Origin of the sequence: Halorhabdus rudnickae, assembly GCF_900880625.1 — an archaeon.
GTDB classification, from domain to species: domain Archaea; phylum Halobacteriota; class Halobacteria; order Halobacteriales; family Haloarculaceae; genus Halorhabdus; species Halorhabdus rudnickae.
In genome coordinates, this window is record NZ_CAAHFB010000004.1 from 31,807 (window position 1) to 57,506 (window position 25,700).

Consider the following 25,700-nt stretch of genomic DNA (forward strand, 5'->3'; position numbering starts at 1 on the left):
CATGCACCTGACACAGGAAGAAGAGGATCTGCTCGAATCGGACAACGACGCCGTCCGCAAGGCGATGGAACTGCTCGTGAAACTGGGCGACATCTACGGGGCCGAGGAGATGATCGAGATCGAGTCCGCCCAGGCGTCGGGCATCTCCTATAAGTCGATCGGCGATCCCGGCGTCGAGTTCCTCGAAGGGTTCGCCGAGGAGGGAGCCGAGGCGTCGGTTCCCACGTTCGCCAACCCGGCAGGGATGGATCTCGAACGCTGGGAAGAGATGGGCGTAGACGAGGACTTTGCCGACAAGCAGTTCCGAATCAGGGACGCACTTGAAGAGATGGGGATCGTTCTATCCTTTACCTGTACGCCGTATCTCGCGGGCAACCTCCCGCGGCGCGGCCAGCACGTCGCCTGGGCCGAATCCTCTGCGGTCTCCTTTGTTAACAGCGTGGTTGGGGCAAAGACCAACCGCGAGGGCGGTCCCTCCGCGCTCGCGGCGGCGATCACCGGCCGGACGCCGAAGTACGGCCTCCATCTGGAAGAGAACCGCCAGCCGACCTACCGCATCGACGTCGAGGCAGACATCGAGAGTCAGGCCGACTTCGCGGCGCTTGGCTCCTGGACGGGACGACTCGTCGAGGATGGCAAGCCGTACTTCACTGGCATCGACGCCGGGGGAACGGACGAGTTGAAGGCCCTCGGGGCGGCGATGGCTGCGACTGGCGCGGTCGCGCTACACTTCGTCGAGGGTGTGACGACGGAGATGGACCCACCCGAGAACGTCGAGACGGTGACGTTCGGCGAGGGCGAACTCAAAGCGGAGTACGAGGAACTTACGACGGCCGACGATCCGGAACTCGTCGTCATCGGGTGTCCCCACTGCTCGCCCGAGGAGATTCAGGACGTGGCGGCGACTGTTGAGGGCAAGGACCTCACCAGCGATCTGTGGGTCTGTACGAGTGCCTCGGTCAAGACCTGGGCCGACCGTAACGGGCTGACCGAGACGATCGAGGCGGCGGGCGGACGCGTCCTCGCAGACACCTGCAATGTCGTCTCGCCGATCGAGGAACTGGGGTATGAATCCAGCGCGACCGATTCGGCGAAGGCTGCGACCTATCTCCCCGGCTTTTGCAACCAGGACGTGGCGTTCAACGACAAGGAGACGCTGCTGGCGGAGGTGACCGAGTGATGGCGCCGGAATCGAGTGACTCGGCGGCTGTTGAGGAGACGATCGACGCCCAACCAATCACGGACGGCACAGGCCGGGGGGAAGTCATCCGGTCTCCCGTCCCGATCAGTTTCTACGGCGCTGTCGAACCCGAGACCGGCGAGTTCATCGAGGACGGCCATCCGCTGGAAGGCGAGAACATCGCAGGGAAGGTGTTGGTCTTCCCGCGCGGGAAAGGATCGACGGTGGGGTCGTACGTCCTCTACGGACTGGCGAACAACGGGTGTGCGCCCGCCGCCATCGTCAACGAGGAGACCGAAACCATCGTCGCCACGGGGGCAATCCTCGGGGAAATCCCCTGCGTCGATTCACCGGACGCGCCACTGGAGACACTCGAAGACGGCGAGACCGTCGAAGTGGACGCTGAGACGGGCACCATCAGGCGGGTGTAACCGTGGAGCGTGTCGTCGTCGGCGTCACGGGTGCCTCGGGCATCCCGATCGCCGTCCGGGCGGTCGAGGCGCTGGCCGAACACGCTGCGGTCCACACAGTCGTCACCGACGCCGCCGAATCGGTGATGGCCCACGAGTCGGGGTCGCCCGAGGCGACGATAACTCGCCTGCGTGAGGCATCGACCGAGCTGTACGGGGAAAGTGAAGTGGGCGCGCCGGTCGCCTCGGGATCGTTCGACACCGACGGCATGGTGATCGTCCCGGCCTCGATGAACACCGTCTCGGCGGTGGCGACCGGGCGGGCGGACTCGCTGGTGACTCGTGCCGCCGACGTCACGCTGAAGGAATGCCGTCGACTCGTCGTCGTTCCGCGGGAGACGCCGCTCAGCCAGATCCATCTGGAGAATCTGACGAAACTCGCCGAACTGGGCGTCGACGTGGTGCCGCCGATGCTCGGCTTTTACTTCGACCCCGAGGACCCGGCGGACTTCGTCGATCACGTCGTCGGGAAGATTCTCGAACGCTTCGACCTCGATCACGATTGCTACGACCGCTGGGACCCGTCGTGAGTCGGCCGGCTGTCGACTCACCTGCCGGGAACCAGTAGTGTGAACGGATCCCATCATGGACTCGACTGGAAAGGCCCAAGCGCGCGGCTCCGCAAGTTCTGACCGATGGACGTACTGACCCGGCTGGTGGTCATGATCGGACTGCTGGCGGTCGGCGTCGGCCTCCGGGAGGTCGACGTGCTCGATGCTACCCGGGTCGGTTGGCTCAACAGCGTCGCGTTCTACGTCGTCCTGCCGGCGTTGGTGTTCGACTCGACACATACCCAGCCGCTCGGAGAGATCGTTTCGCGGGAACTGTTGGTCGGCGTGGTTGGCGTGGTGATCGCGATGGCGGCGATCGCGGTCACGTTCCACCGGCGCATCGACGCCGACGGGCCGCGGGCTGCGGCCACCGTCCAGTCCTACCACACGAACCTGGGATACATCGGCCTCCCGGTCGTGGCGAGTGCGCTCGGCGAGCGGGCGGCCGCGATCGGCAGCGTCGTCTTGGGGATCGGTGCGCTCGTCCAGATCCCGCTGACTGTGCTACTACTCGTCCGGATCACCGGCAGCGGGACGAACGTCCGCGAGGAGGCGAAACGACTGCTCACCAATCCCGTTTTGATCGCCCTTCTCATCGGGCTGGCGACCACCCAGCTCCCGTTCGCGGTCACGGGCGCGCCCGCCGACGGCGTCGCGTTGGTCGCCGAGGCGGCCCTACCCGTCGCGTTGCTCTGTGTCGGCGGGTCGATCGAACTCGAGTCGATCGACTTCGACCGGTCGATCGTCGGCAGCGTCCTGGCGCTGAAACTGCTGGTTATGCCGGCGGTTGCCTGGCTAGTCTTCGCCGGGCTCGGGGCCGATCCGTGGGCGCTCCGGACGGCTGTCGTCATGTTCGGAGCGCCAGCGGCCGTCTCGACGTTCGTCTACGTCACCGAAATGGGCGGGGATCGACGACTGGCTTCGGTGAACGTCTTTCTCACGACGGTCGCCTCGGCGATCACCCTCTCTGCGTTGCTCGCTGTCGTGCCCTGACGGACACTCCCATTCACGACACGAGTGACCGAACGTCTTCGTCTGCCTCTCGCACGTTCTCAGTCGGTGGGAGTGGACTGTGACTCTTTATGTCCGCCGGGTGGAACAACGGAACGCATGTCCCAAGACATCGTCGACCTGCTCGAGCAGGCGTATCTCGACGAAGTAGAGACCGCGATGAACTACCTCGCCAACGCGATCTATTTAGAGACGGTGCTGGGAGAGACCGTCGCCGAATCGCTCAAGGAGGACGTCGAGGAGGAACTCCATCACGCCGAGGAACTGGGCTATCGGCTGCGGTTCTACGGCGAGGTTCCGCCGGCGTCGGCGGACCTCGAGGTCAACCAGGAGTCGCTCCAGCCGCCCGCCGAGGGCAGTGACGTGCTCGAAGTCGTCGAGGGCGTCATCGAAGCCGAAGAGGACGCCGTCGAGACCTACGAGGCCCTGATTGATGCGGCTGAGGAGGCCGACGATCCCGTCACCGAGGATCTGGCGACCGAACTGCTGGCCGACGAGCAGGCCCACCTCGCGGAGTTCCTCAGCTACCGTAAAGAGTTCGCCTGACGGCTGTCACCGTTTTTCGGCGTATTGGCCCGGGCGAGGTGTACGGCCGCCCACGACCGGCACCAAATCGCCCCGAATCGACCCCGTTTCCCGACGAGATTGATCGATTTGTCTCGTCAGACCGCCGAGATATCGTCGTAGCAGCTCACGAGCTTGGGATAATGGGAAGCTTTTTACTGACGAGAAGGGGTAATTCCCGTGGGTGAAACACTTGCCTGGTAATCGAGCGCCAGACGGCGATCTGGACGCGCGAATCGAACAGTATCGCCAGACGGCAACGGAGGTCCGCAGGGACATCGTCGAGATGGTCTATGCGGCACAGTCGGGCCATCCGGGCGGCTCGCTGTCTGCCGTTGAGTTTCTGCTCTGGTTGTACAACGAGGAATTGAACGTCGATCCCGAGAACCCGACGGATCCGGACCGTGATCGACTCGTCTACAGCAAAGGGCACGCCTGTCCCGTGCTGTACGCACTGCTGGCTCGCTACGACTTCATCGACTGCGATCCAAACGAGGAGTTCCGCCGCCTGGGCGGGGAACTCCCGGGCCACTCCTCGCCGAAGGTCCCCGGCGTCGAGTTCCCGTCGGGATCGCTCGGTCAGGGACTGTCCTACGCCAACGGTCAGGCGATGGGTGCCGACTTCGACGACGCTGACTACGACGTCTACGCCATCCTGGGCGACGGCGAGACCCAGGAAGGCAACATCTGGGAGGCCGCGATGTCGGCCGGCGAGAAGGAACTCGATGTCGTCGCGATCGTCGATCGCAACAGGAAACAGAACGATCTCCCCGTCGCCGAGACGATGGAGATCGATCCGCTGGCCGAGAAGTTCGAGGCTTTCCGGTGGGATACCTGGGAGGTCGACGGTCACGACTTCGAGGAGATCGCCGAGGCCTTCGAAGAGATCAACGAGACCGACGGTCCGCGACTGCTGATCGCCAACACCGTCAAGGGCAACCCAATCGACTTCATGGAGGCCCAGCCCAACGGCTATCACGCTGGCGCGTTGACCGACGACGAATTCGACGAGGCCCTTGAGGAACTCGGCTTCGACCCCGCGACCGTGGAGGTGAGCACCAAATGAGCGAGAAGATTTCGACCCGGAACGGCTTCGGGAACGGACTGTTGCGCGAGGCTGAGGAGCGCGAGGATTTCATCGTCATGGACGCCGACCTGGCCAAATCAACCCGGGGTGGCTGGTTCCGCGACGAGTACCCCGAACGCTGGATCAACGTCGGCATCTCCGAGCAGGACCTCTTTGCGACCGCGGCCGGCATCGCCGAGACCGGCCGGCCGGTCTTTGCCAATACCTTCGCCATCTTCTCCGAGCGTGGCTTCGAGCAGGTGCGCCAGCAGATCGCCCGCCCGAAGCGCAACGTGACCGTCGTCGGCAGCCATGCCGGCGTCATCACGGGCGAGGACGGCCCGAGTGCCCAGACGGTCGAGGACATCTCGGCCTACCGTGGCCTGCCGAACCTGCGCGTCATCTCGCCCGCGGACGCTGTCGAAGCGAACGCGCTCGTGACCGCGCTGGCGGACGACGACGACCCCGCTTACCTGCGGTTGGTTCGTGAGTCCGTCCCCGTCATCCACGACGCCGAGGACTACGAACCGACGATCGGTGAGGGAGAGATCCTCAGCGAGGGCGAGGACGTGACGCTGATGGCCCACGGTGCGATGGTCCACGTCGTCCAGGAAGCCGCCGAAGTCCTCGCCGAGGACGGCATCGACGCCCGCGTCGTCAATATGTCGACGATCAAGCCCCTCGACGAGGAACTCGTCGTCGAGTCCGCCGAGCAGACCGGCGCGATCCTCACCGCCGAGGACCACAACATCTACGGCGGACTGGGCAGCGCCGTCGCCGAAGTGCTCGCCGAGCAGCGCCCGACGCCGATGAAGCGCGTCGGTATCGAAGACGAGTTTGGCACCTCCGGCAACGGGCTGGATCTCTACGACTACTACGGCTTCACTGGCGAGGACATCGCCGAGACGGCGAAAGGGCTATTGGAGTAAGTCCACTAACACAACCGATCATGCGCACATACATTGACTCTGCGTTCGTCGACGAGGTACGAGAAGCCGACGAACTGGGCCTAGTCGACGGGGTCACTACGAACCCGTCGTTGGTCTCCTCGACCGATCGGGAGTACCGGGACATCATCGACGAACTCGACGAGTTCGTCGAGGGACCGATCAGCGTCGAGGTCATCGCCACCGACTACGAGGGGATGCTCGAGGAAGCCCGCGAGTACGACACCTGGGGTGACAACATCGCCGTCAAGCTGCCGATGACGCGCGACGGCATGAAGGCCCTCCAGACCCTTTCGGATGAGGGCGTTCAGACTAACATCACGCTGATATTCTCGGTCAACCAGGCGCTGATCGCCGCCAAGAACGGCGCGACGATGGTTTCGCCGTTCATCGGGCGACTCGACGACAACGGTCACGACGGCGTTGGTCTCATCGAGGACATCCGCGAAGTCTACGACAACTACGACTTCGAGACGGACATCCTCGCGGCGTCGATCCGCAACCCCTACCACGTCCAGGAGGTCGCGAAGGCTGGCGCGGACATCGCGACGCTGCCGCCGGACGTGGCCGACTCGATGTTCGACCACCCGCGCACTGATAGTGGGCTTGAGGCCTTCCTCGACGACTGGGGCGACCGCGAGAGCCCCGCGCTGAAGTAACTCTCTCGTTGCTTTCCGTCGTCGTTCATCCCGAGTATCTGTTTTGAGAATCGCCGCCACAGGCTTTTGATTCTCGGATACCAATTGGCGTCAGCTTGATGACGGACGAACCGGGCGCGATTACCATCTTGCACGTCGATGACGAGCCTGATCTGACTGGACTCGTGACCGACATGCTCGAACGGCACGCGGACATCACCGTCGAGACGGCGACGAGTGCGAGCGAGGGACTCGACCGGCTCTCGCCGGACCGCTTCGACTGTGTCGTCTCCGACTACGCGATGCCGGAGATGGATGGTATCGCGTTCCTCGAGGCGGTCCGGGCGGAGTATCCCGAACTCCCGTTTGTCCTGTTCACGGGCAAGGGCAGCGAGGAGGTCGCCAGCGAGGCGATCACTGCCGGGGCGACCGACTACCTCCAGAAAGGCGGCGGCACCGAGCAGTACGACCTACTCACCAACCGGATCCGCAACGCCGTCTCCCAGTACCGTTCCGAGAGACGGGCGGCGAAACTCGACCGGATCCGCTCGCTTGCTAGCGACGTCAATCAGGTCCTCGTGCGGGCGGATTCTCGGGCCGAAGTCGAGTCCCGCGTCTGTGAACGGTTTGCCGACACCGACCGCTACGCGTTTGCGTGGATCGGGGACGTCGACACCCAGACGAATCGTCTCGAACCACGCGAGACAGCCGGGGAAGCCGAACAATACCTTACGGAAATCACCGTCACGGCCGACGACAGTCCGACCGGGCAGGGGCCTGCTGGGACCGCGGCCCGCGAGCGGCGCGTCGCTGTCACGGAAAACATCGCGTCCGATCCTGACCTCGATCGGTGGGCCGACATTGCGAGTGCCTACGGATTCGGGTCGATCGCGTCCGTCCCGCTGGAACACGGAGAGACACTGTATGGTGTACTCACGCTGTACGCCGAGGAAACCCAGCCCTTCGACGACGACGAGCGGGCACTGCTGGCTGAACTCGGGGCCGACATCGGCCACGCATTGCACTCGTTGGTCGTCGATGACCAGCGCCGCGAGGAACGTGACCGACGTGAAGCGTTGTTCGCGAACGCCCCGACGCCAGTCGTCGCCTCCCGTCCTTTGGGCGAGGGCAACGAACAGTACGTTACAGACGTCAACGAGTCTTTCGAGGACGTCTTTGGGTTCGACCGCGAGACGATCGTCGGCGAAGAAGTGTCGGACGTTCTCGTTCCCGAAGGGCATCACGACGAACACGTCGAGTTTCGAAGACGCACCGCCGAGGGGGAAGCGATCACTGCCACCGTCGAGCGCCGGACGCGCGACGGGGTTCGGGAGTTTATCATGCACGTCATCCCGTTCGGGCTTGGGGATGGTTCCCCGGATGGCAACTACGTCTGGTACACGGACGTCACCGATTGGGGCGAGGACGAGCGTGAACTCCGGGCGTTCCGTCAGGCGGTCGAACACGTTAGTCACGCCGTCTACTGGACGGCCTCCGACGGCACCATCGAGTACGTCAACCCGGCATTCGAGGACCAGACCGGATACGCTGCCACGGAAGCGATCGGCCAGAGCGCGTCGGTACTCGCCTCCGGCGAACACGACGCGGCGTTTTACGCTGACCTCTGGGAAACGATCCTCGACGGTGAGACGTGGGAGGGGGAACTCATCAACGAACGGGCGGACGGAGAGCGCTACGTCGTCGAGCAGACGATTACACCCGTCAGAACCGACGGGGAGATCGAGCGCTTCGTCGCGATCAACGTCGACGTCACTGACCGCAAGAGACGAGAGCGCGAACGCGAACAGGCCAATACAGTTCTCCGGACGATCGTCGAGCATCTGCCGATGGGCGTTCTCGTCGAAGACGCCGACCGCGACGTCCTGATGGTCAACGAGCGATTGCTCTCGCTTTTCGATGCCCCGTATTCGACTGACGCGTTGATCGGCCAGGACTGTACGCTGGCCGCCGAGAATTTCAAGGACTACTTCGCCGATCCCGAGGGGTTCATCGACGGAGTCGATGAGCGGATCGACGCGCGCGATCCCGTCAAAAACGAGCGACTCGAACTCGCCGACGGGCGGGTCCTCGAACGCGATTACGTGCCCTATACGTTACCCGATGGCGAGGCCAACCTCTGGCTGTACCGGGACGTCACCGAGCGGACGCGCAACGAGCGCCGCCTGCGACAGCAAAACGAACGCCTCGATCAGTTCACCAGCGTCGTCAGTCACGATCTCCGCAACCCGTTGAACGTCGCGACCAGCCGCCTCGAACTCGCCGCCGATGAGTGTGATAGCGTCCATCTCGAACACGCATCGGCGGCCATCGAGCGAAGTCTCTCGCTGATCGACGACCTCCGGACGTTGACCGTCGAAGGGACGGCAGCCATCGAGACGGAACCCGTCGGACTCGCCCAAGCGGCCGCGGATAGCTGGCAAACCGTGATGACCGCCGATGCGACCCTCTCCGTCGAGACCGATCGGACGATCGACACTGATCCGGGGCGGGTGAGACAACTGCTTGAGAACCTCTTTGGGAACGCGGTGGCTCATGCCGGCGAGGATGTCGCCGTCACGGTGGGGGCGCTCGAAGACGGCTTCTACGTCGAAGACGACGGCCCTGGCATCCCCCAAGAGAGCCGCGAAACGGTGTTCGAACCGGGCCATTCCACGGCTGAAGACGGCACGGGGTTCGGCCTCGCGATCGTCAAGGCGATCGCTGACACTCACGACTGGCGTGTTCGAGTAACGGAGGGTGCGGGCGGCGGCGCGCGCTTCGAGTTCACCGACGTCGACGTGATCGAGGAGTGAGCGGCGTGTGACAACCGATTACTCCGCCATCCCCCAGACGTCGTCGTCCCACGACCGGGCGCGGTCGTCGTACACCGGCTCGTCACGGTCTAAATCGTCAATGCGGGCGTGATCGTCGTCGTCGAGTTCAAAGTCAAAGAGGTCGATGTTCTGCTCGATGTGCCCCCGGGTGGTCGAGCGTGGCAGGACGACGATGTCTTTCTCGACGGCCCACCGGAGAACGATCTGGGCGGGCGTGCGGTCGTATGTTTCCGCTAGCTCTTCGATCACGGGGTCGTCGAGCACTGCAGTGCGGGCCAGTGGAGCCGCGGCCTCAACGACAATATCGTTGTCCTGGCAGTACTCGACGAGATCGGGTCGCTGCAAGTAGGGATGGAACTCGATCTGGTTGACGGCGATCGGGACGTTACTGACGTGCTGGGCGGCACTGAGCTGGTACAGATCGAAGTTCGAGACCCCGACGTTCCGGACCATCCCTTGCTCTTTGAGCGTCGCCATGGCGTCCATCGTCTCACGGATAGAGATCGCGGGATTTGGCCAGTGGATCAGATAGAGATCGAGATAGTCCGTCTGGAGGTCTTCGAGGGTCGTTTTGGCCGCCTCGATCACCGATTCGTAGTTGAGGTGTTTCGCCAGGACCTTCGAGGTTACAAAGAGATCCTCGCGGTCCTGATCGGCGAGTACCTTGCCGAGCGACGCCTCGTTCATGTACCCCTCGGCGGTGTCGACGTGGGTGTAACCTGTCTCGAGAGCGATCTCGACTGGCTGTTGGACGGTCTCGCCTTCGAGTTCGTACGTACCTTTGCCGACGACGGGCAACTCGTCGCCACTCGGCAACGGCGTGGTCGGGACAGACATAGTTCGCATAAGAATTCGCCCGCCCGGCCCTTAATGTGACCGTTCGTGTCGTCTCCGGTCGGAGTATCACTGGCCCTGATCTTGCTCGTGAACACGACGAGCACCGCGTGCGTGTCGTCTCCGATCGGGGTATCACTCCGCCGACGCGACGACCTCGCCGATCTCGCCAAGCAATCGCTCGGGGTCCTCGGCAGTGACGATGGCCGACGCCGCGCCGGTCGCGTCCACACCGAGTTCGAATGCCTGCCGGACGTCCGGGGCCGAGGAGATCCCCCCGCCGACTCGGACTTTCGTCTCGGGTGCCGTGTCGTCTCGCATCGCGATGAATCGCTCGATCTGTTCGGGATGGGTTCGGGTGATCGCTCGATCGGTCGAGATGTCGCCCGGCCGCTCGAACAACAGCTGGTCAGGTTCGAACGCGGCGACTGCTCGGCCCATCTCGACGCTGTCGACACAGACGATCGCATCCAGGCCGGCCGCTCGACACCGTTCTATTTTCGTCTCGATGTCCGCGAGCGTGTCCCGGTTCTCTGCGTGGTTGATGACTGCTCCGACTGCGCCCGCATCCGCGAGCGCCTCGGGGAGGCGTTTCCCCATGCCCCGCCCGGGCGAGACGGAATCGACGGCCGGTGCGAAGACGGGCAGATCCGTCTCGCTGGCGATCAGCCGAAGATCTGGAACCTGTGGCGTCAGCACGAAATTCCCGCCGGTCTGTTTACCTATTCGCTCGATCGTCTTCGCCAGTGCCAGGCCGTCGGACCCCCACGTCCCCGGGTAGAGCTTGTAGTTCACCTGGAAGTGTGGATATGGCAGGCTCATCCTGCCGGGGGTACCTGCGGCGAGCGATAAAACCTGTCGCCGGGATCGACGAGCCGGAGACTTTCGCTGGGACCGACGAGCCGAAGACTTTCGCTGGGACCGACGAGCCGAAGACTTTCGCTGGGACCGACGAGCCGAAGACTTTCGCTGGGACCGACGAGCCGGAGACTTCGCCGAAGCGGTGTCTCGGGTTCGCGTGGGTGACGAACCGAAATGTCTTATTGTCCCTCCAGCCAAGTAGCGCACACATGATAACGGGCACGTCGACGGCCCAGGCGATCGCGGCGGCCGTCTCCCAGCGGCTCGGGGAACCACTGGTCGATCTCGAGGCGGACGGCACCGCCGAGACCGCCGAGGGCGTCACTGTCGGCGACGATGAACGTGTCGTCGTCATCGGCTCGACGACGTCCAGCCGTGCACACCTCGAACTGCTGGAACTCCAGGAGCGGGCGAACGATCGCGACCCCGAGGAGGTCGTCACCGTGCTCCCGTATCTGGGTTATGCCCGCCAGGACAAGCTCTTCGAACCGGGCCAGGCAATCTCGGCCCGTGCGGTCGGGAAAGCCCTCGGCGCGAGCACGGATCGTGTCTATTCGGTCAACCCACACAACATCTCCGTGTTGGAGTACTTCGGCGTCCCGGCCGAGCCGGTCGACGCCGCCCCGCAACTCGCCAAGCCCCTCCCGGATGACCTGGTCGAACCGGTATTCTTGGGCCCCGACGAGGACGCCGAGTGGCTCGCGCACTCGGTCCGTGACACTTACGGCGTCGGTCTCGTCGAGAACTTCGAGAAGATCCGCCATTCCGCGACCGAGGTCGAGATGACCGCCGAGGACAAGGACTTCTCGGGCCGGGACGTGGTCCTCGTCGACGACATGATCGCCACCGGCGGGACCATGAGCGGGGCGGTCAACCTCCTCGCCAAGCAGGACACTCGGCGCGTGTTCGTCACCTGCATTCACCCGCTTTTGGTCGACAACGCCATGAGTCGCCTTCACCGGGCCGGCGTTCAGTCGCTGTACGCCACCGATACCATCGACCGCTCGATCAGCCAGGTAAGCGCCGCGCCACCGATCGCCGACGTCCTCCAGCAGTAATTCAGCGTTCGCCGTTCGATTTTTGTCCGTCTCAGCGACCCTCGATCCCGATCCCCTCGCGCAGTTCCCCGAGCGCAGCCGGGACGTTTTTGCGACCGAACAGCGACGACCCGATCACGAACGTCTCGGCCCCTGCCTCGGCACACTGGGCACCTGTCTCTTCGTCGATACCGCCGTCGACTTCGATCTCGGTGTCCGTCTGGTCAGCGATGCGTTCGACGCGGTCGAGTGTCTTTGGCTTGAACGACTGGCCGCCAAAGCCTGGCTGGACGCTCATCACGAGGACGACCTCGACGTCGTCGATGAACGGTTCGACCGCTTCGACGTCGGTGTCCGGGTTGAGTGCGACGCCGGCATCCATGCCGTGGTCGTGGATCTTCTCGACGACTGCCTGCGTGTCGGCACACGCTTCGACGTGGACGGTGAGGCGATCGGCGCCGACGTCCCGGAAGTCCTCGACGTAGCGGCTCGGTCGGTCGATCATCAGATGCGTATCGAAGTACAGATCGGTCCGCTCGCGCACCGAGGCGATCACCGGCTGTCCGAACGAGATGTTCGGCACGAACTGTCCGTCCATGACATCCAGATGCAGGAGGTCGACACCTTCCTCGACCTTGCTGATGTCACCGTAAAGATCGCTGAAATCGGCTGCGAGAATCGACGGTGCGATTCGACCCATACCGGGACATTCAGAACGGAGTCGTATCAAATCGTCGCCTCGCACCAGCGAAGGACTAGTCGTCATACCAGCGAGGGACAAGTCGTCATACCAGCGAAGGACAAGTCGTCACACCAGCCAAAACCAGTCGTATCAACTCGTCGCCTCACACCAGCAGGGGACCGTTACTCCGCGCGTCCGCCATCACCCATCGCCACGTCCGGACTGTCGGCCTCCGCCGCTCGCGCCTCGACCTCGAAAGTCGAAAGCAGGGTTCGGAGCCGGTCGGCCCGGTCGCTGAGGGACTCGACGGTGGTACTGACCTGCGACATCGACGCCGCTTGCTGCTGGGCCGCTGCGGAGGCACCCTCGCTTTCTTGGGCGACCGTCCGACTCCCGTCGGCGACGTCCTCGATCGAGGAGACGATCGATTCAGTAGCTGTGGCCTGCTCGTCGGTCGCCCTGTTGATCTCTTGTATCCCCTCGTCGGTCTCTTCTGCGTTGGTCGCGACCTGTTCGAACGCTTCGGCGACCGCCTCGGCGGCTTCGAGCTCTTCGAGTACGTACTGCTCGGCCGTCCGGGCTTTCTCGACAGTTCGCTCGGTCTGTGACGTGACGTCGTCGATGAGTACCTCGATGTCGGCTGCCGACGCCTGTGTCTGTTCGGCCAGTCCTTTGACCTCCTCGGCGACGACGGCGAATCCGTCACCATCCTCGCCGCCGGCTCGCGCCGCCTCGATGTTGGCGTTCAACGCGAGCATGTTCGTCTGGTCGGCGATGTCACCGATGAGATCGACGATATCGCCGATTTCGGCCATCCGTTCCTCGAGGGACTCGACGCTCTCGACTGTCGAGTCGATCGCCGTTCGTGCGTCCTGCGCATCCTCGATGGCGCGCTGGGCGGTCGCCTCGCTCTCCTCGGCGATGCGCGCCGTCTCCTGGGACCGCTCGGCGACTGTTTCGGCTGAGGCGGCCACCTCCTCGACGCTCGCAGAGAGATTCGACATCTCTCCCGAGGCGGCCTCGAGCATCTCCCGCTGGTCGGCCGCCGCGCTCGCAATCTCCTCGACCGCCGCGCTGACCTCCTCGCTCGCGTTCGCGGCCTCGTCGGTTCCCGCAGTCGCTTCGGCACTTGCCTCGGCGACGGTCTCGGCGAACGACTGCAGTTCAGTCGTCGTCGTGGCTGTTTCTGTCACCATCTCGTTGAACGCTGCGGCGATCTGGGCCATCGCGTCACTCTCGACGCCGTCGTCGAGCCGGACCGTGAGATCGCCGTCAGCGGCCCGCCTGATCTCGGTGCTGTAGGCGTCGGCCGTCGCTTCGAGTCGCTCGTTGGCCCGTTCGATCTCGGCCTGTCGGGCCTCGGCCTCGGCTTTCATCTCCTGGGCCTGTGCCTGTGCCTCCTCGATTTCAGCCTGTTTGGCTTCGAGATCTTCGATCTCCCGGCTCTTCTCGCGGGCCTCCCGGAGTTTTTCGCGTGCCTCCTCGCGGGAACGCTCGGTCGAATACCAGTGGGACATCAGCGCGATGGCCAGTGCCAGGACGAAGATACCATGAATGAAGCCCCACGCCCAAGGGTTGTTGATCGCGGCGGTGTGGTTATAGACACGACTCGGGTTCACCATGCCGAACACACCGTGCGTGAGGACCACGTATCCGATCCCCAGGGCGAAGGGGAGCCAGTCCTCATAGACCGCAACGACGGCCATTCCGACGAAGAAGTGAAAGTGTGCCTCGATGAACCCCCCGGAGACGTGGACCAGCACGACCGACGCCGACAACAGGCCAGTCGTCGCCAGCGCGGTCCGCACCCGGCGTGAGAACCGAGGGACGGAAGCGGCGAGTGCGAAGGCCACGACGATCGCGAGTTCGACGAGCAGATGCGCCAGCGGAATCGCCGGGATCGTCGCGCCGGTGACGACCGTTTCCGTCCCTTCGAAGGTTCCAAGCAGAAACAGGAACGGAACGTGAATGAGAATCAACACGACAATGTTCCGATGGCGGCTCCGCCAGGACTCTTCAGGGATCGACTGCCCGCTCGGGACGTACTTCAGCGTCTCCTGCAACCGGTGTCTCCACCCGATCCAACGGGTATATTCTCTGGTTTTGGGGGTTTCCGTGCTTTCCATACCCGTAGGCATGGATACCCGGTCAAAAACCCGTCTCTCAGGCTATCAAATTCTGAAATGACATGTGGGTGGGACGCTCCGCCCGGTCTTCTCAGCCTCTAACAGTAGTTATTTGGCGCGGAGGCCTAACGTATGGACATGGACGAACAAACCCGAACAGAGGCGAAGCGTCGGGCGGGCGAGAGTGCGGTCGAAGCCGTCTCCGACGGTGACGTCGTCGGTCTGGGAAGCGGCAGTACGGCCGAACACGCGATCCGGATCCTCGGTGATCGGGTCGATTCCGGGTTGGACATCGTCGGCGTCCCGACGTCCTTTCAGGCGCGGGAGGTCGCCATCGAGGTCGGCATCGAGTTGACGACCCTCGACGAGACCGATGGTCACATCGACGTGACGGTAGACGGCGCCGATCAGTTCGTCGGGGCAGATCTGATCAAGGGCGGTGGAGCCGCTCACGCCCGGGAGAAGATTGTGGCGAGTGCGGCCGACGAGCTCGTGATCGTTGTCGACGAGACCAAACGTAGCGACGTCCTCAACGAACCGGTCCCCCTGGAAGTGTTGCCCGACGCCCGGGCGACGGCCGCCGCGGCAGTCGAAGAGCTGGGTGGTGATCCGATCCTTCGGCGAGCCGAACGCAAGAGTGGCCCTGTCGTCACGGACAATGGGAACCTGCTGTTCGACTGTGACTTCGGCGCAGTCGACGATCCGACGGCGCTGGCTACCGACCTGGCGACGCTGCCCGGCGTCGTCGAACACGGACTGTTCCCCGCATTCGCCGATGTGGTTCACGTCGGTACGACCGATGGTGTCGATGTCCTCGACCCGTAGCGACGACGCTGATCGACACTGACAGTCTCGCCTGATTCTATCCGGCGTGCACTGGGAACCCTTCGAGCCGGTCTGCCTTCGTTGCCGTCGTCCGGTTCCCCTGTCGTCACGGCTAAGTTCATCCCGTTACTGGCTAGCGATATGGGAGAGGACGCGACTCTCGGCGATTTCGTCGAGAGAGAGGATCGATCCCGGACACAGCGTCGGGAGTCGGGGAAGACCGACGCCGTCGGGGTCGAGCCGGCGCGGACGACCTACGCGTTCGTCCCGGACGGAGGGACCTGTGAGGCGTGTGGGGAGGCGACTGAACGTCGCTGGCATCAAGACGGGGACCTCGTGTGTCCGGCCTGTAAGAAGTGGTGAGCGTGAACGTGACGTTACAACGGTCCCGACTGGTGTTTGTCGCGATCTTGCTCGGCGGTGTCGTCGGCTTTGGCCTGGCCGATTACGCCCTGGCGAGCGCTGGCTATCCGACGGTCGGCGGGGTTGTTTGGGGGGTCGGCTACCTCGCGACAGTGTTCGTCCTGTGGTACGGCTGGGTTCGAGATCTCGAGTTCCGGGGGACGTGAGCGCTCGACGGTTGTCACTTGCCCACCGTGGCGGCGATTCCAGGGGGTAGCGGAAGTTTAATGATCGAGTCAGGGTGATTCTGGGACAGGAATGAACGGGCTACTCCCCCTGCAGCTGGTGGATAGCGTCCTTCTCAACTACAACGTGGGGGACGCACTGTTGTTGTTGCTCGGACTCTCGGTACTTGCGGCCATCGTGTTGCGATCCAGGAAGATGTTCTCGACGCAAGCAATCGCGTTCGGTCTCCTGTTGGTGGTGACGCCCACCGCAGCGCTGGAACCGAGCGACGGGAGTCTGCTCGGGTCGGTTCTGCAGTACAAGTTTTTCGGGCTGGTGCTGCTGCTTGCCGGTCCGGTACTGTACGTGACTTCCAGGCAGTAACGCCGGTTACTCGAGCTTCCCGAGCGCGGTGAAGAACTCCAGAGTCGGTCCGGCGACTTCTACCGGCTGTTCGGCGCGTTCAATCGTCACTTGTGTCGGGGGCTCGATCTCCTCGGTCGTCCGGCCGTCGCTGACGACCGAGGCCGTCTCGGCGTCCTCGACGCGGATGGTGATCGTGGTGTCTTCCTCGACGACGAGTGGCGGCATCGGACGCTCGGCGGCCATCTCCGTGACGACCCAGACTGGGATATCAGGGTGCACGAGTGGGCCGCCCTCACTGAGGTTGTAGGCTGTACTGCCCGTGGGCGTCGCTACCAGGACGCCGTCGGCGTGCCCGCTCGTGTACAGCGCGTCGTCGACCCGGACGGTGACACCGACGCCGCTGCCGTGGCCGCGCTGGGGGCCCTGCACGACGACCTCGTTGAGCGCGGGCTGGAGGCTCCAGCCGTCGCCGCTGGCCTGCAGCCGTGGCAGTTCCCGCGTCGGAGTCGTCCCCTCCTCGCGGATCTCCGTGACGACGTCTCGGATCGTCTCGATGGCGTCGTTGGGCGAGACGGCGTTCAAAAAGCCAACTTCGCCAAGGTTGACGCCCATGATCGGCGTCCCGGCGGAGCCGCGGGCGGCGTGGAGAAACGTGCCGTCGCCGCCGATCGAGACGACGAGATCGCAGTCGCTCATCTCCTCGATGGAGATGCTTTCGGGCGGCTCGAGTTCCGGTGTGGCGACGCCGCCGTAGGTCTCGTGGCCGTTGTCCGTCAGTGCTCGGGCCGTCACGTCGTCGACGACGATGTCGACACCTTCGCCCCGGAGGTCCATGCGAACGGCTTCGACCAGCGAGTGGGCTCGTGGATTGTCCTTCTGCCCGACGAGTCCGAGCTTCATACCTCGTGGTTGCTCGCCCCCACTCATAAAATCGTAGCATCTCCGACGACGGACAGAGTTATTGAACTCTGGTGTGAAATACGGATATGGCAACCGGCCGGGGAGGGCGGCCATGAGTGAAGACGAAGCCGACGAAGACTGGTTCGAGCGGGCGCTTGCCGACGAAGCCGACGAAGAGGTCGACCCGTCCGAACTGACCAACGATGCGGACTGGTTTTCCGAAGGGGAAGACAGCTCGGCCAGTGAGCGATCCGAAACCGCTGGTGAGGACGAACTCGGTCCGCATGCCGAGGCTACCGATAGTGTCTCGACCACCGGTGAGTCCGATGCCATGGCTCCCGGAGACGATGAGGCCGCCGACACCACGGGCGCGATGGACGCCGAGACTACCGACGCCGCAGCATCCGTGGGCGCCGGGGGTATCGACGTTGCTGACGAGGGAGCGGACGACTCGTTGTTCGAGGAGGACTTCGCTAGTGCGCTTGCATCGGCAGGGGGACCTGAGGGGGGCGAAGACGCCGAAACCGGCGGCTTCGACGATGAGGACTTCGATTCGGAGATCCCTCGGATCAACCTCGGCATCGAGGGGCTCGACGAGATGATCCAGGGCGGCATCCCCAGTCGCCACCTGATGGTCGTCATCGGGGCACCGGGGACCGGAAAGACGACCTTCGGACTGCAGTTTCTCAACCACGGCCTCCAGAGCGGGGAGAACGCCGTCTTCGTCACGTTAGAACAAAGTCGCGAGAGCATCATCGACACTGCCAACGAACGGGGATGGGAATTCGACCGCTACGAACGTGAGGACCGGCTGGCGATCGTCGACCTCGATCCGGTCGAGATGGCCAACAGCCTGGAGAACATCCGCGGGGAGTTCCCTGAACTCGTTCGGGAGTTCGGTGCCGACCGGCTGGTGCTCGATTCCGTCTCGCTGCTGGAGATGATGTACGACGATCAATCTCGTCGTCGGACGGAGGTGTTCGACTTCACCCGATCGCTGAAGGCTGCGGGCGTGACGACGATGGTAACTAGCGAGGCCAGCGAGGACAATCCCTATGCCTCTAGACACGGCATCATCGAGTACTTGACCGATGCCGTGTTCGTCCTCCAGTATGTCCGTGGGGACACCCAGGAGACCCGTCTGGCCGTCGAAATCCAGAAAATCCGCAACGCAAACCACTCTCGCCAGACCAAACCCTACGCCATTACTCTCGACGGCATCGACGTCTACCAACAAGCGAGCATCTTCTGAGACCACTTTTTACTCCTCGGGTTCGATCGCTCCATTTGTCGCGATCGAACCGCGTGGCGGTCGGGGCGGTTTCACTGTCCCGATCGGAGACGGCGGACGCCGTCTCCTCCGCCACGTCATCCGGTTGCGGGCCGTCGGCCCGCAACCCGCTCGTCGCAAAAATTGGTCCACACGAACACAGTGAGTGTGGGCTCGGGAGAGCTCGCTCTCCCGGTGGGAAAAACTACCTGCGCACTCGTGACACTCGTGCGCAGCGAACGTCTCGCTCCGCTCGACGATGCAAGATGTGTAAGCGACTACTGGCGCACTAAAGGCGGATTACTCTTCGTGCTGGTCCAGATACTCCTGTGCGATCACGTCGCCGCTTGAGGCACCGATGCGGGCCGCGCCGGCCTCGAACATCGCCTCGGCGTCCGCCCAGGAACCGACCCCGCCACTTGCTTTTACGGGTGCGTACTCGCTCATGAGTTCGACGTCAGGGACAGTCGCGCCACCGCCGCCGAAGCCGGTTGCCGTCTTGACGAAATCCGCACCGGCGTCGGCGACTAGCTGGCTGGCACGGTGCTTTTCCTCCTCGTTCAAAAGCGGCGTCTCGATGATCACCTTCACCGGCTTGGTCGTCGCTGCCACCACTGCTTCGATGTCCTCGCGGACGGCGTCGTCTTCCTCCGCCTTGAGCTGACCGACATTCATGACCATATCGAGTTCGTCCGCGCCGGCATCGACCGCGTCGACCGCCTCTTGGGCCTTGGCCTCGGGAGTGTTGTTCCCGTGGGGGAAGCCGATGACGGTCGCCACTTTGACATCCGGGGCGTACTCGTCGGCCATTTCGAGGTAGCAGGGTGGAATGCACGCTCGCAACCCGTATTCGCTCGCCTCGTCTAGCAGCGTCCGTACGTCCGCGGGTGTCGTTTCCGGACCGAGCACGGTGTGTTCGATTCGAGAGAGTACGTCGTCCATACGCTTCCATTAAGTACTGCTTGGCATATAAAAGACGGGTTCATCCGTCGGAGGAGACGCTCAGTCCTCGAGCCAGGGGTCTTTCGTCGAGCCGCCGTAGAGTTCCCGCATGAGTGTCACCACGCTCTCGGGTGGGTACTGGCCGCGTTCGGTGACGATCGCATCGACATAGCGCGCGGGCGTCACATCGAAGGCAGGGTTCTCGACGCGAACGTTGCCGATCTGTTCACGTGTTGGGGTGTCGACGACCTCCCGCTCTGCGCGCATCTCGATGTCGACGTTGTGGCCCGTCAGCGAGTCCGGGTGGAGCCGGAGCGTCTGGGCGGCGACGGTCACGGGAACCCCGCGCTCGCGAGCGATGACCGCCAGGTCGCTCGTTCCGATCCGATTCACGACCGACCCGTCCGCGGCGATGCTGTCGGCACCGACGATGACGTGATCCGCATCGTCCAGATACCGACGTGCCGCGTTGTCGACGATCAGTGTGACTGTGACGCCCCACTCCTGAAGTTGCTGGGCGGCGATGTGGCCCTGTTTTCTGGGACGTGTTTCCTTGACGATCGCGTCGATCTCCTTGCCGTCTGCCAGCGCGTGCTCGACCGTCGAGAGGGCGTCTGCGGAGTGAGAGTGGACCATGACCGTGTCGCCGTCCCGGAGTCGTCGGGACCCGATTTGTCCGAGTTCCTCGCGTGCGTTCTCGATGTTCTCCTGGAAGCTCCGAGCCGCGGCCTTCGTCGATTCCTGCAACTCCGCGACGGTTTCTCCTTCGATGCGCTGGAAGACGTATCTGAGCGCGTTCAAGAGGCTGTCGTCGTCGGGGCGAGCGTCGTGTAGGATCCGGGCTGTCTCCCGCATCGTCGCCCGGAAGTCCTCGGGCGTGTCCGCTTGTGCGTCCGCTGCCTGGGCCTGCAGGGCCTGGACCGTCTCGCGGGCGATCGTCGCGGCCCCACGAATGTCTCGGTTTTCGATCTGCGTCGACACCGAGCGAACTCGCTGGTGGGTCATTACGCGGGACCACTCTCGCTACCACCAAGAATCCGCCGCCTTCGACGCGCGTGTTGTCCCGGGGCCACGGGTCATCAACGGCTATATGACTGGCGACGGTACCTCACAGTATGCCGATTGGGTTCATCGGCGGAAGCGGCATTTACGACGCCCTTCCGCTGGAGAATACGCGGACAGTCGAGATCGAGACTCCCTTTGGCGATCCGAGCGCGCCGATCACGCTCGGGACGCTTGCCGGTACGGGCCGGGAACTCGCGTTCGTCCCGCGACACGGTACTAACCACGAATACTCACCGACAGAGGTTCCCTATCGGGCGAACATCTACGCTCTGAAGGACCTCGGGGTTACCCACGTCATCGCGACGAATGCGGTCGGGAGCCTCTCGCCGGACATCCCGCCCCGGAGCATCGTGGTCCCGGACCAGATTTTCGACCGGACCCGCCAGCGGGAGTACTCTTTTTTCGGCGACGGAATCGTCGTCCATCAGGGATTCGCCGATCCGTTCTGTCCGGAGTTGCAGAGACATCTCGCGGACGCCGTCGACGAGGCGACCGACGAGACCGCCCGCAGGGGCGGAACGTACGTCTGCATCGAGGGTCCCCAATACTCGACTCGTGCCGAGAGCGAATTCTATCGGGCACAGGGGTGGGACGTCGTCGGGATGACAGCGATTCCTGAAGCCAAACTTGCCCGCGAGGCCGAGCTTAGCTACGCGACGATCACTGGGGTGACCGACTGGGACGTCTGGAAGGACGATGCAGAGGTAACGCTCGAAGAAGTCCTCGCGAACGCGGCGAAAAATGAGTCAGTTCTCAAAGAGGCCGTCCAACGCGCTGTCGAGACCTTCCCGGAGGACCACACGTGTGCGTGTCACAGCGCACTAGAGGGGACCGTCAACACCGAGCCCGAGGCTATTCCGGCGGAGACGTACCGTCGCGTCGAACCGCTCGTCGGTGAGTACGTCGACCGTTGACCGATCGGGCCGTCCCGGAGAGGGTCCGATCGCGACTGATCGAAACGCGGCAACCGCCGCGATCAGACATAAACTTTTGTCGATCGACCCAGAACGGGCCACTATGCTGAAACAGTCCCACTTGCAGATCGAGATGGACCAGCTGGCTGATATTGTCCTGTCGCCGGGTGATCCCGACCGGGTCGATCGGATCGCCTCCTATTGCCGAGACGTCGAGACGGTCGCGAGAAACAGAGAATTCAAGGTCGTCAACGGGACCTACGAGGGGCAGAATCTAACGATCGTCTCGACAGGTATCGGCTCACCGTCGGCCGCCATCGCGATCGAGGAACTGGCCAACGTCGGCGTCGAGACCCTCATCCGCGTCGGAACGACTGGGGGACTCCAACAGGGGATCGAGATCGGCGACATGGTGGTTGCGACTGCCGCCGCGAAAAACGAGGGGACGAGCGACCGCTACGAGTCCCCGGAGTATCCCGCCGTCGCCGACTACGACGTCCTCACGTCCCTCGTCGAGACGGCCGAGGCCAACGACGAAAACGTTCACGTCGGTCCGATCGCCACCGACGACGCCTTTTACAACGAACCCGAGGAAATCGTTGCCGACTGGGAAGAGGCAGGCATTCTCGCCGTCGAGATGGAGGCTTCGGCGCTGTTTACCCTCGCCCGCCGTCGAGGCATGCGGGCGGGTGCGATCTGCACAGTCGACGGCAACCTCGTCGAGGGGACCCAGAAAGGGGCGACCGACGAACGCGAACTCCCCGACAAGGCCAAAAACAACGTCGGTCGAGCGATCGAAATCGCGCTCGACACCGCGACACAGCTCTAAACCTACTCTCCATTTATAATGCGTCTTTCCTTATAATGGATCGCAGTACTTATCAGTGGAATCCGACTAAAATCGCGTGTCTATGATTGAACTGCCACGCGACAGTCGCGGGGAACGGTTCCGCGCTGTGTCGCCGGACGACGCCGGATTGGCCGGGCGTCGCCGGATCGACTCGCCGAACGCCCTCGTCCGGACTACCGGACTGCGTTCGAATCGTACGCGCACGGAACGTGGGGTGGCCCAATGAACGCGACTCTGGTCGCGCTCGCGACGCTGACTGGTCTGTTGACCGGTATCGTCTTCGGCTTCTTTGAAGTGCCGATCCCGGCACCACCCAGTCTCGCCGGTGTGATGGGTATCGTTGGCATCTTCCTGGGGTACCGGTTGATGGGATTCCTCGATTACGGGTTCGATTTGGTGGACGCTCTCGGTCTGTGATCGGCCCGATTTGCGGCGGGCGAGCGTACTGATTCTGCGATGAAAGATGCGGTTTTTTACGTCGAGTTCCACAGTACCGGGGCCTTCAGTGATGGCCGCGGCGTCGGGTCACTCGCCGTCAAGTTCGGCGACGAGATCGGCAAGCCGTTCGATCGACTGTCGCTGGGCGTCGGTGCGCTCGCTTATCGACTGGCTGGCTTCGCTTGCCTCTTTGGCACGATCGCGAACGGTTTCGAGGGTCGTCGTCACTTCCTCTATCGCGGCCGCCTGATCGTCGTTCGCTTCGGCGATCTCGGCGATCCCCGTCGTGACCTCCTCGATCTCTGTTTCGATGTCTTCGAAAGCGTCACGCGCCCGTTCGACTTCCTCGGAGGTCGCCTCGATCTCCGTCGTGGCGCGTTCGATGGCGGCGGCCGTTTGATCGGTCTGGGTTTCGACGGTCTCTACCTGGGTGGCGATCTGTTCGGCGTGTTCGCCTGTTTCCTCGGCCAGCCCTTTGACCTCCTCGGCGACGACCTCGAATCCCTCGCCGGCCTCGCCAGCGCGGGCGGCCTCGATGGAGGCGTTCAGCGCCAACATGTTCGTCTGGTCGGCGACGTCCTGGATCACCTCGACGATCGTCTCGATCTCTCCTGTGCGATCTTCGAGTGCCTGGACTGTCTCGACGAGTTCGTCGCCGGTCTCGGCCAGCTCTGTCGCGCTTTCTCGGGCGCGTCTCCCGGACTCGATCCCGTCTTCGGCCGTCTGTAGGCTCCGTTCGGCGGCGGTCGCGATCTGGTCTGAGTTGGCCGCGACTTCTTCCATCCGGGCGCTGAAGTTCTCGAGTTCGGTCACCGCCTGACCGAGATCACGGGCCTGATCCTCGACGAGGTCGGTAATGTGGCCCGCTTCGGTGGCGGTTTCGGTCGCCGACTCAGTCAACTCCGTCGCCTGCGTGTCGACCTGTTCGACGACCCGTTCGAGTCGTGTCGCCGTCTCGTTGACCTGCTCGAGGATGTCGAGTAGGTGTGCCGGGACGTGCTCTGTCTCTTCGAAGGACGCCCGCGCGTCCAGCGAACCTTCGCTCACGGCCGACAGGGTTTCGATGACTTCCTCGACGAGCGCTTCTGTGTGTTCCTGGCGTCGCCGTTGATCGGTTTCGTCCCGGCATATTTGCACGACAGCAGAGAGATCACCGTCCGCAAAGATCGGCATCGCGTTGAACCGGACGTATCGCCGCTGTCCGGCGTCGTTCTCCAGCCAGAGCTTCGACTCATAAACTGGCGTTTCCGTGTACGGCGAGGAGACGCGCGTGACCCGGTCGTTGTGGTCGGCCTCGTGAGGATCGTCGACGACCTTGTTCGCCAGCGTCTTGATTCGGTTGCCGTCGTCGTCGCGGCCGAAGTACTCGTCGGTACCCAACATCTCTTCGCGACTCAATCCGAGCAACGGCTCGAGACCGTCACTCCAGTGAATCACCGTCTGATCGTCGTCGAGTACGTACGCCGGGATCGGGAGTGCGTCCAGCACCGATCGGACGTCCACCTCGCTGGACATCTCACCGGAAACGTCGTCTTCCATGGTCGAACTTCACACGCTGGGACGGATAAACCATTATATAGCCCTGGGCTTATAAAGCGGTAGTTTATAATAAGTTCCGATCGTACCCCCTGGCATGGAGCCCGAAACACTCATCGAAGCGGCACACGAAGCCCGGAAAGAGGCGTACGTTCCCTACTCCGAGTATCCAGTCGGTGCAGCCCTTGAGACAGCGAGTGGCGAGGTCTACCGGGGATTCAACGTCGAGATCGTCAACTACTCCAATAGCTTCCACGCCGAGGAACTCGCTGTGATGGGCGCGATCCGTGACGGCCACACCGACTTCGAGCGGGTCGCGGTCGTCTCGGCGGAAAACGACGGCGTCACGCCCTGCGGGATGTGTCGCCAGACGTTCGCCGAGTTCTGTGACGACTCTTTCGAGATCTTCACTGAGGACGACGACGGGATCAAACAGTACACGCTGGGTGGACTGCTTCCGGATGCGATGAAGCCGGGGAACCTTCAGGATCGGTAGACTCGTTTTCCGTTACCTGCAAACTCCGGGGAGAATGACGTCCGACCAGCCGGTCGAGACGCTCCAGCACTCACTCGTGTTGATGGTCGGTGATTTCGTCGTGGTGGTGTTCGTCCGTTTCGCCACCGTGATGGTCGTCGTCTTGTTTGAGTGGCTCGCCGTGATACGTCGACAGCGTCCGGTCTAGCAACTTCGTTCTGGACCACTCCCCGTCGAGTGTGTTTTCGACCCAGCGCGCTTCGAGTCGCCACCGACCCATCTCGGTGTCCGTATCGTGTTCGTCCATGATCGTTGCGTCGACGGCCTCGACGTCCCACCTGTGTCTGTGAACCTGGATGAACGAGACGACGATCGCCTCGATGCCTGCGGCGACCTCGTGGCCGCGTTCGCTCCGTGCGATGTAGGTTACCTGTACTCGCTTGTCGACGACGTCCACCGACGAGACGGGAACGAGTCTGTCCTCCAGCTTCTGCTGGAACGCTGACAACGGCCGATCGTCGTCGTACTCGTGTTCCCCGGTGGCCGAGCGCGCTGTGGTGGACTCACCTGACCGATCCGCCGTGGTCGCCACTGTCGGTGAGAAACGACCCGTCGTTTGGCCCCCATCCGACGACGTCGGGTCGCGCTGGCCAGTGAAACCGCTACAGCCGGTGATCGTGCCCGCGACCGCAAGTCCGATCGCGGATAGGACGCCTCGACGCGTTGCTGAATGGGTGCCGTCGTTCATGGT

Annotated in this window: 28 protein-coding genes; 19 read left to right on the top strand and 9 right to left on the bottom strand. The window is 63.4% G+C overall.

The features are described 5' to 3' along the window. Position 1: 1 nt before the first annotated feature. The 9 genes from BN2694_RS12390 to BN2694_RS12430 all read left to right on the top strand — a co-directional run bounded on the left by BN2694_RS12390 (position 2) and on the right by BN2694_RS12430 (position 9,240). Positions 2 to 1,180 (top strand): aconitase X, encoded by a 1,179-nt coding sequence (locus BN2694_RS12390; protein WP_135665961.1) that lies wholly within the window; start codon positions 2 to 4, stop codon positions 1,178 to 1,180. After that, complete coding sequence (locus BN2694_RS12395) at positions 1,180 to 1,611, top strand: aconitase X swivel domain-containing protein (RefSeq protein ID WP_135665963.1); 432 nt, start codon at positions 1,180 to 1,182, stop codon at positions 1,609 to 1,611. The genes BN2694_RS12390 and BN2694_RS12395 overlap by 1 nt, the downstream gene beginning before the upstream one ends. 2 nt (positions 1,612 to 1,613) lie before the next feature. After that, on the top strand, positions 1,614 to 2,180 hold the full coding sequence (locus BN2694_RS12400) for a UbiX family flavin prenyltransferase (RefSeq protein ID WP_135665965.1): 567 nt from the start codon (positions 1,614 to 1,616) through the stop codon (positions 2,178 to 2,180). Between the two features lie 105 nt (positions 2,181 to 2,285). After that, entirely contained in the window at positions 2,286 to 3,194 is a 909-nt protein-coding gene (locus tag BN2694_RS12405) for an AEC family transporter (RefSeq protein WP_135665967.1), read from the top strand. Between the two features lie 117 nt (positions 3,195 to 3,311). Beyond that, positions 3,312 to 3,758 (top strand): ferritin-like domain-containing protein, encoded by a 447-nt coding sequence (locus BN2694_RS12410; protein ID WP_135665969.1) that lies wholly within the window; start codon positions 3,312 to 3,314, stop codon positions 3,756 to 3,758. A 202-nt stretch (positions 3,759 to 3,960) separates the two neighbouring features. Continuing rightward, the gene (locus tag BN2694_RS12415) at positions 3,961 to 4,842 is read left to right on the top strand and encodes a transketolase (RefSeq protein ID WP_135665971.1); all 882 of its coding nucleotides are present in this window, start codon (positions 3,961 to 3,963) and stop codon (positions 4,840 to 4,842) included. Beyond that, positions 4,839 to 5,771 carry a transketolase family protein gene (locus BN2694_RS12420; protein ID WP_135665973.1) on the top strand — a complete coding sequence of 311 codons (933 nt, stop codon included), beginning with the start codon at positions 4,839 to 4,841 and terminating at the stop codon, positions 5,769 to 5,771. The genes BN2694_RS12415 and BN2694_RS12420 overlap by 4 nt, the downstream gene beginning before the upstream one ends. A 20-nt stretch (positions 5,772 to 5,791) precedes the next feature. Then, a complete protein-coding gene (gene fsa, locus BN2694_RS12425; RefSeq protein ID WP_135665975.1) occupies positions 5,792 to 6,448 on the top strand; it encodes a fructose-6-phosphate aldolase in 657 nt (218 codons plus the stop codon). A 98-nt stretch (positions 6,449 to 6,546) separates the two neighbouring features. Beyond that, positions 6,547 to 9,240: a PAS domain S-box protein gene (locus BN2694_RS12430; RefSeq protein WP_135665977.1), complete on the top strand. Its 2,694-nt coding sequence runs from the start codon at positions 6,547 to 6,549 to the stop codon at positions 9,238 to 9,240. An 18-nt stretch (positions 9,241 to 9,258) separates the two neighbouring features. Here BN2694_RS12430 and BN2694_RS12435 read toward each other — a convergent pair whose 3' ends face one another. Together BN2694_RS12435 and BN2694_RS12440 are read right to left on the bottom strand one after the other, a co-directional pair. Beyond that, positions 9,259 to 10,098 carry an aldo/keto reductase gene (locus BN2694_RS12435; protein WP_135665979.1) on the bottom strand — a complete coding sequence of 280 codons (840 nt, stop codon included), beginning with the start codon at positions 10,096 to 10,098 and terminating at the stop codon, positions 9,259 to 9,261. A gap of 132 nt (positions 10,099 to 10,230) precedes the next feature. After that, positions 10,231 to 10,917, bottom strand: a complete 687-nt coding sequence (locus tag BN2694_RS12440; protein WP_135665981.1) for a triose-phosphate isomerase — start codon at positions 10,915 to 10,917, stop codon at positions 10,231 to 10,233. A 248-nt stretch (positions 10,918 to 11,165) separates the two neighbouring features. Here BN2694_RS12440 and prs point away from each other — a divergent pair, with 248 nt between their 5' ends. After that, positions 11,166 to 12,014, top strand: a complete 849-nt coding sequence (gene prs, locus BN2694_RS12445; RefSeq protein ID WP_135666425.1) for a ribose-phosphate diphosphokinase — start codon at positions 11,166 to 11,168, stop codon at positions 12,012 to 12,014. Positions 12,015 to 12,045: 31 nt separating this feature from the next. Here prs and rpe read toward each other — a convergent pair whose 3' ends face one another. Both rpe and BN2694_RS12455 read right to left on the bottom strand, forming a co-directional pair. Continuing rightward, positions 12,046 to 12,693 (bottom strand): ribulose-phosphate 3-epimerase, encoded by a 648-nt coding sequence (gene rpe, locus BN2694_RS12450; RefSeq protein ID WP_135665983.1) that lies wholly within the window; start codon positions 12,691 to 12,693, stop codon positions 12,046 to 12,048. A gap of 164 nt (positions 12,694 to 12,857) precedes the next feature. Then, positions 12,858 to 14,801: a methyl-accepting chemotaxis protein gene (locus BN2694_RS12455; protein ID WP_135665985.1), complete on the bottom strand. Its 1,944-nt coding sequence runs from the start codon at positions 14,799 to 14,801 to the stop codon at positions 12,858 to 12,860. 138 nt (positions 14,802 to 14,939) lie between these two features. On the opposite strand from BN2694_RS12455, the gene rpiA reads away from it, so the two are divergent. The 4 genes from rpiA to BN2694_RS12475 all read left to right on the top strand — a co-directional run bounded on the left by rpiA (position 14,940) and on the right by BN2694_RS12475 (position 16,577). Continuing rightward, positions 14,940 to 15,626, top strand: coding sequence for a ribose-5-phosphate isomerase RpiA (rpiA, locus tag BN2694_RS12460; RefSeq protein ID WP_135665987.1), 687 nt, complete (start codon positions 14,940 to 14,942; stop codon positions 15,624 to 15,626). A gap of 141 nt (positions 15,627 to 15,767) precedes the next feature. Further along, positions 15,768 to 15,989, top strand: coding sequence for a DUF7573 domain-containing protein (locus BN2694_RS12465; protein WP_135665989.1), 222 nt, complete (start codon positions 15,768 to 15,770; stop codon positions 15,987 to 15,989). A gap of 8 nt (positions 15,990 to 15,997) precedes the next feature. Then, a complete protein-coding gene (locus BN2694_RS12470; protein WP_135665991.1) occupies positions 15,998 to 16,195 on the top strand; it encodes a hypothetical protein in 198 nt (65 codons plus the stop codon). A 91-nt stretch (positions 16,196 to 16,286) separates the two neighbouring features. Continuing rightward, complete coding sequence (locus tag BN2694_RS12475; RefSeq protein ID WP_135665993.1) at positions 16,287 to 16,577, top strand: hypothetical protein; 291 nt, start codon at positions 16,287 to 16,289, stop codon at positions 16,575 to 16,577. 6 nt (positions 16,578 to 16,583) lie between these two features. On the opposite strand, the gene BN2694_RS12480 is transcribed toward BN2694_RS12475, so the two are convergent. Beyond that, positions 16,584 to 17,459, bottom strand: coding sequence for an NAD(+)/NADH kinase (locus BN2694_RS12480; RefSeq protein ID WP_135665995.1), 876 nt, complete (start codon positions 17,457 to 17,459; stop codon positions 16,584 to 16,586). Positions 17,460 to 17,571: 112 nt separating this feature from the next. On the opposite strand from BN2694_RS12480, the gene BN2694_RS12485 reads away from it, so the two are divergent. Further along, a complete protein-coding gene (locus tag BN2694_RS12485) occupies positions 17,572 to 18,711 on the top strand; it encodes a KaiC domain-containing protein (RefSeq protein ID WP_135665997.1) in 1,140 nt (379 codons plus the stop codon). Positions 18,712 to 19,029: 318 nt separating this feature from the next. Here the strand turns inward: BN2694_RS12485 and deoC are convergent, their stop codons facing one another. After that, the gene (gene deoC / locus BN2694_RS12490) at positions 19,030 to 19,671 is read right to left on the bottom strand and encodes a deoxyribose-phosphate aldolase (protein ID WP_135666000.1); all 642 of its coding nucleotides are present in this window, start codon (positions 19,669 to 19,671) and stop codon (positions 19,030 to 19,032) included. Between the two features lie 60 nt (positions 19,672 to 19,731). After that, the gene (locus BN2694_RS12495; RefSeq protein ID WP_135666002.1) at positions 19,732 to 20,676 is read right to left on the bottom strand and encodes a ribose 1,5-bisphosphate isomerase; all 945 of its coding nucleotides are present in this window, start codon (positions 20,674 to 20,676) and stop codon (positions 19,732 to 19,734) included. Between the two features lie 110 nt (positions 20,677 to 20,786). On the opposite strand from BN2694_RS12495, the gene mtnP reads away from it, so the two are divergent. From mtnP to BN2694_RS12510, 3 genes are all read left to right on the top strand, one after another. Further along, positions 20,787 to 21,650 carry an S-methyl-5'-thioadenosine phosphorylase gene (gene mtnP / locus BN2694_RS12500; protein ID WP_135666004.1) on the top strand — a complete coding sequence of 288 codons (864 nt, stop codon included), beginning with the start codon at positions 20,787 to 20,789 and terminating at the stop codon, positions 21,648 to 21,650. Between the two features lie 103 nt (positions 21,651 to 21,753). Next, the gene (locus BN2694_RS12505; protein WP_135666006.1) at positions 21,754 to 22,479 is read left to right on the top strand and encodes a nucleoside phosphorylase; all 726 of its coding nucleotides are present in this window, start codon (positions 21,754 to 21,756) and stop codon (positions 22,477 to 22,479) included. A gap of 243 nt (positions 22,480 to 22,722) precedes the next feature. After that, positions 22,723 to 22,917 carry a XapX domain-containing protein gene (locus BN2694_RS12510; RefSeq protein ID WP_135666008.1) on the top strand — a complete coding sequence of 65 codons (195 nt, stop codon included), beginning with the start codon at positions 22,723 to 22,725 and terminating at the stop codon, positions 22,915 to 22,917. A 108-nt stretch (positions 22,918 to 23,025) separates the two neighbouring features. Here BN2694_RS12510 and BN2694_RS12515 read toward each other — a convergent pair whose 3' ends face one another. After that, positions 23,026 to 24,477: a methyl-accepting chemotaxis protein gene (locus BN2694_RS12515; protein WP_135666010.1), complete on the bottom strand. Its 1,452-nt coding sequence runs from the start codon at positions 24,475 to 24,477 to the stop codon at positions 23,026 to 23,028. 94 nt (positions 24,478 to 24,571) lie between these two features. Here BN2694_RS12515 and cdd point away from each other — a divergent pair, with 94 nt between their 5' ends. Next, the gene (cdd, locus tag BN2694_RS12520; RefSeq protein WP_135666012.1) at positions 24,572 to 24,970 is read left to right on the top strand and encodes a cytidine deaminase; all 399 of its coding nucleotides are present in this window, start codon (positions 24,572 to 24,574) and stop codon (positions 24,968 to 24,970) included. Between the two features lie 70 nt (positions 24,971 to 25,040). On the opposite strand, the gene BN2694_RS12525 is transcribed toward cdd, so the two are convergent. Beyond that, positions 25,041 to 25,697, bottom strand: a complete 657-nt coding sequence (locus tag BN2694_RS12525; RefSeq protein WP_135666013.1) for a hypothetical protein — start codon at positions 25,695 to 25,697, stop codon at positions 25,041 to 25,043. Positions 25,698 to 25,700 lie beyond the last annotated feature (3 nt).

Excerpts from the sequence above, each read along its gene's own strand:
- BN2694_RS12505 (WP_135666006.1), top strand. The coding sequence starts at position 21,754 with ATGCTGAAACAGTCCCACTTGCAGATCGAGATGGACCAGCTGGCTGAT.
- cdd (WP_135666012.1), top strand. The coding sequence starts at position 24,572 with ATGGAGCCCGAAACACTCATCGAAGCGGCACACGAAGCCCGGAAAGAG.
- fsa (WP_135665975.1), top strand. The coding sequence starts at position 5,792 with ATGCGCACATACATTGACTCTGCGTTCGTCGACGAGGTACGAGAAGCC.
- rpe (WP_135665983.1), bottom strand. The coding sequence starts at position 12,693 with ATGGGTCGAATCGCACCGTCGATTCTCGCAGCCGATTTCAGCGATCTT.
- BN2694_RS12430 (WP_135665977.1), top strand. The coding sequence starts at position 6,547 with ATGACGGACGAACCGGGCGCGATTACCATCTTGCACGTCGATGACGAG.
- BN2694_RS12405 (WP_135665967.1), top strand. The coding sequence starts at position 2,286 with ATGGACGTACTGACCCGGCTGGTGGTCATGATCGGACTGCTGGCGGTC.
- BN2694_RS12435 (WP_135665979.1), bottom strand. The coding sequence starts at position 10,098 with ATGTCTGTCCCGACCACGCCGTTGCCGAGTGGCGACGAGTTGCCCGTC.
- BN2694_RS12515 (WP_135666010.1), bottom strand. The coding sequence starts at position 24,477 with ATGGAAGACGACGTTTCCGGTGAGATGTCCAGCGAGGTGGACGTCCGA.
- BN2694_RS12525 (WP_135666013.1), bottom strand. The coding sequence starts at position 25,697 with ATGAACGACGGCACCCATTCAGCAACGCGTCGAGGCGTCCTATCCGCG.
- BN2694_RS12495 (WP_135666002.1), bottom strand. The coding sequence starts at position 20,676 with ATGACCCACCAGCGAGTTCGCTCGGTGTCGACGCAGATCGAAAACCGA.
- BN2694_RS12510 (WP_135666008.1), top strand. The coding sequence starts at position 22,723 with ATGAACGCGACTCTGGTCGCGCTCGCGACGCTGACTGGTCTGTTGACC.
- prs (WP_135666425.1), top strand. The coding sequence starts at position 11,166 with ATGATAACGGGCACGTCGACGGCCCAGGCGATCGCGGCGGCCGTCTCC.
- BN2694_RS12480 (WP_135665995.1), bottom strand. The coding sequence starts at position 17,459 with ATGAAGCTCGGACTCGTCGGGCAGAAGGACAATCCACGAGCCCACTCG.
- BN2694_RS12475 (WP_135665993.1), top strand. The coding sequence starts at position 16,287 with ATGAACGGGCTACTCCCCCTGCAGCTGGTGGATAGCGTCCTTCTCAAC.
- deoC (WP_135666000.1), bottom strand. The coding sequence starts at position 19,671 with ATGGACGACGTACTCTCTCGAATCGAACACACCGTGCTCGGTCCGGAA.
- BN2694_RS12390 (WP_135665961.1), top strand. The coding sequence starts at position 2 with ATGCACCTGACACAGGAAGAAGAGGATCTGCTCGAATCGGACAACGAC.
- BN2694_RS12440 (WP_135665981.1), bottom strand. The coding sequence starts at position 10,917 with ATGAGCCTGCCATATCCACACTTCCAGGTGAACTACAAGCTCTACCCG.
- mtnP (WP_135666004.1), top strand. The coding sequence starts at position 20,787 with ATGCCGATTGGGTTCATCGGCGGAAGCGGCATTTACGACGCCCTTCCG.
- BN2694_RS12395 (WP_135665963.1), top strand. The coding sequence starts at position 1,180 with ATGGCGCCGGAATCGAGTGACTCGGCGGCTGTTGAGGAGACGATCGAC.
- BN2694_RS12485 (WP_135665997.1), top strand. The coding sequence starts at position 17,572 with ATGAGTGAAGACGAAGCCGACGAAGACTGGTTCGAGCGGGCGCTTGCC.
- BN2694_RS12420 (WP_135665973.1), top strand. The coding sequence starts at position 4,839 with ATGAGCGAGAAGATTTCGACCCGGAACGGCTTCGGGAACGGACTGTTG.
- BN2694_RS12410 (WP_135665969.1), top strand. The coding sequence starts at position 3,312 with ATGTCCCAAGACATCGTCGACCTGCTCGAGCAGGCGTATCTCGACGAA.
- BN2694_RS12455 (WP_135665985.1), bottom strand. The coding sequence starts at position 14,801 with ATGGAAAGCACGGAAACCCCCAAAACCAGAGAATATACCCGTTGGATC.
- BN2694_RS12465 (WP_135665989.1), top strand. The coding sequence starts at position 15,768 with ATGGGAGAGGACGCGACTCTCGGCGATTTCGTCGAGAGAGAGGATCGA.
- rpiA (WP_135665987.1), top strand. The coding sequence starts at position 14,940 with ATGGACGAACAAACCCGAACAGAGGCGAAGCGTCGGGCGGGCGAGAGT.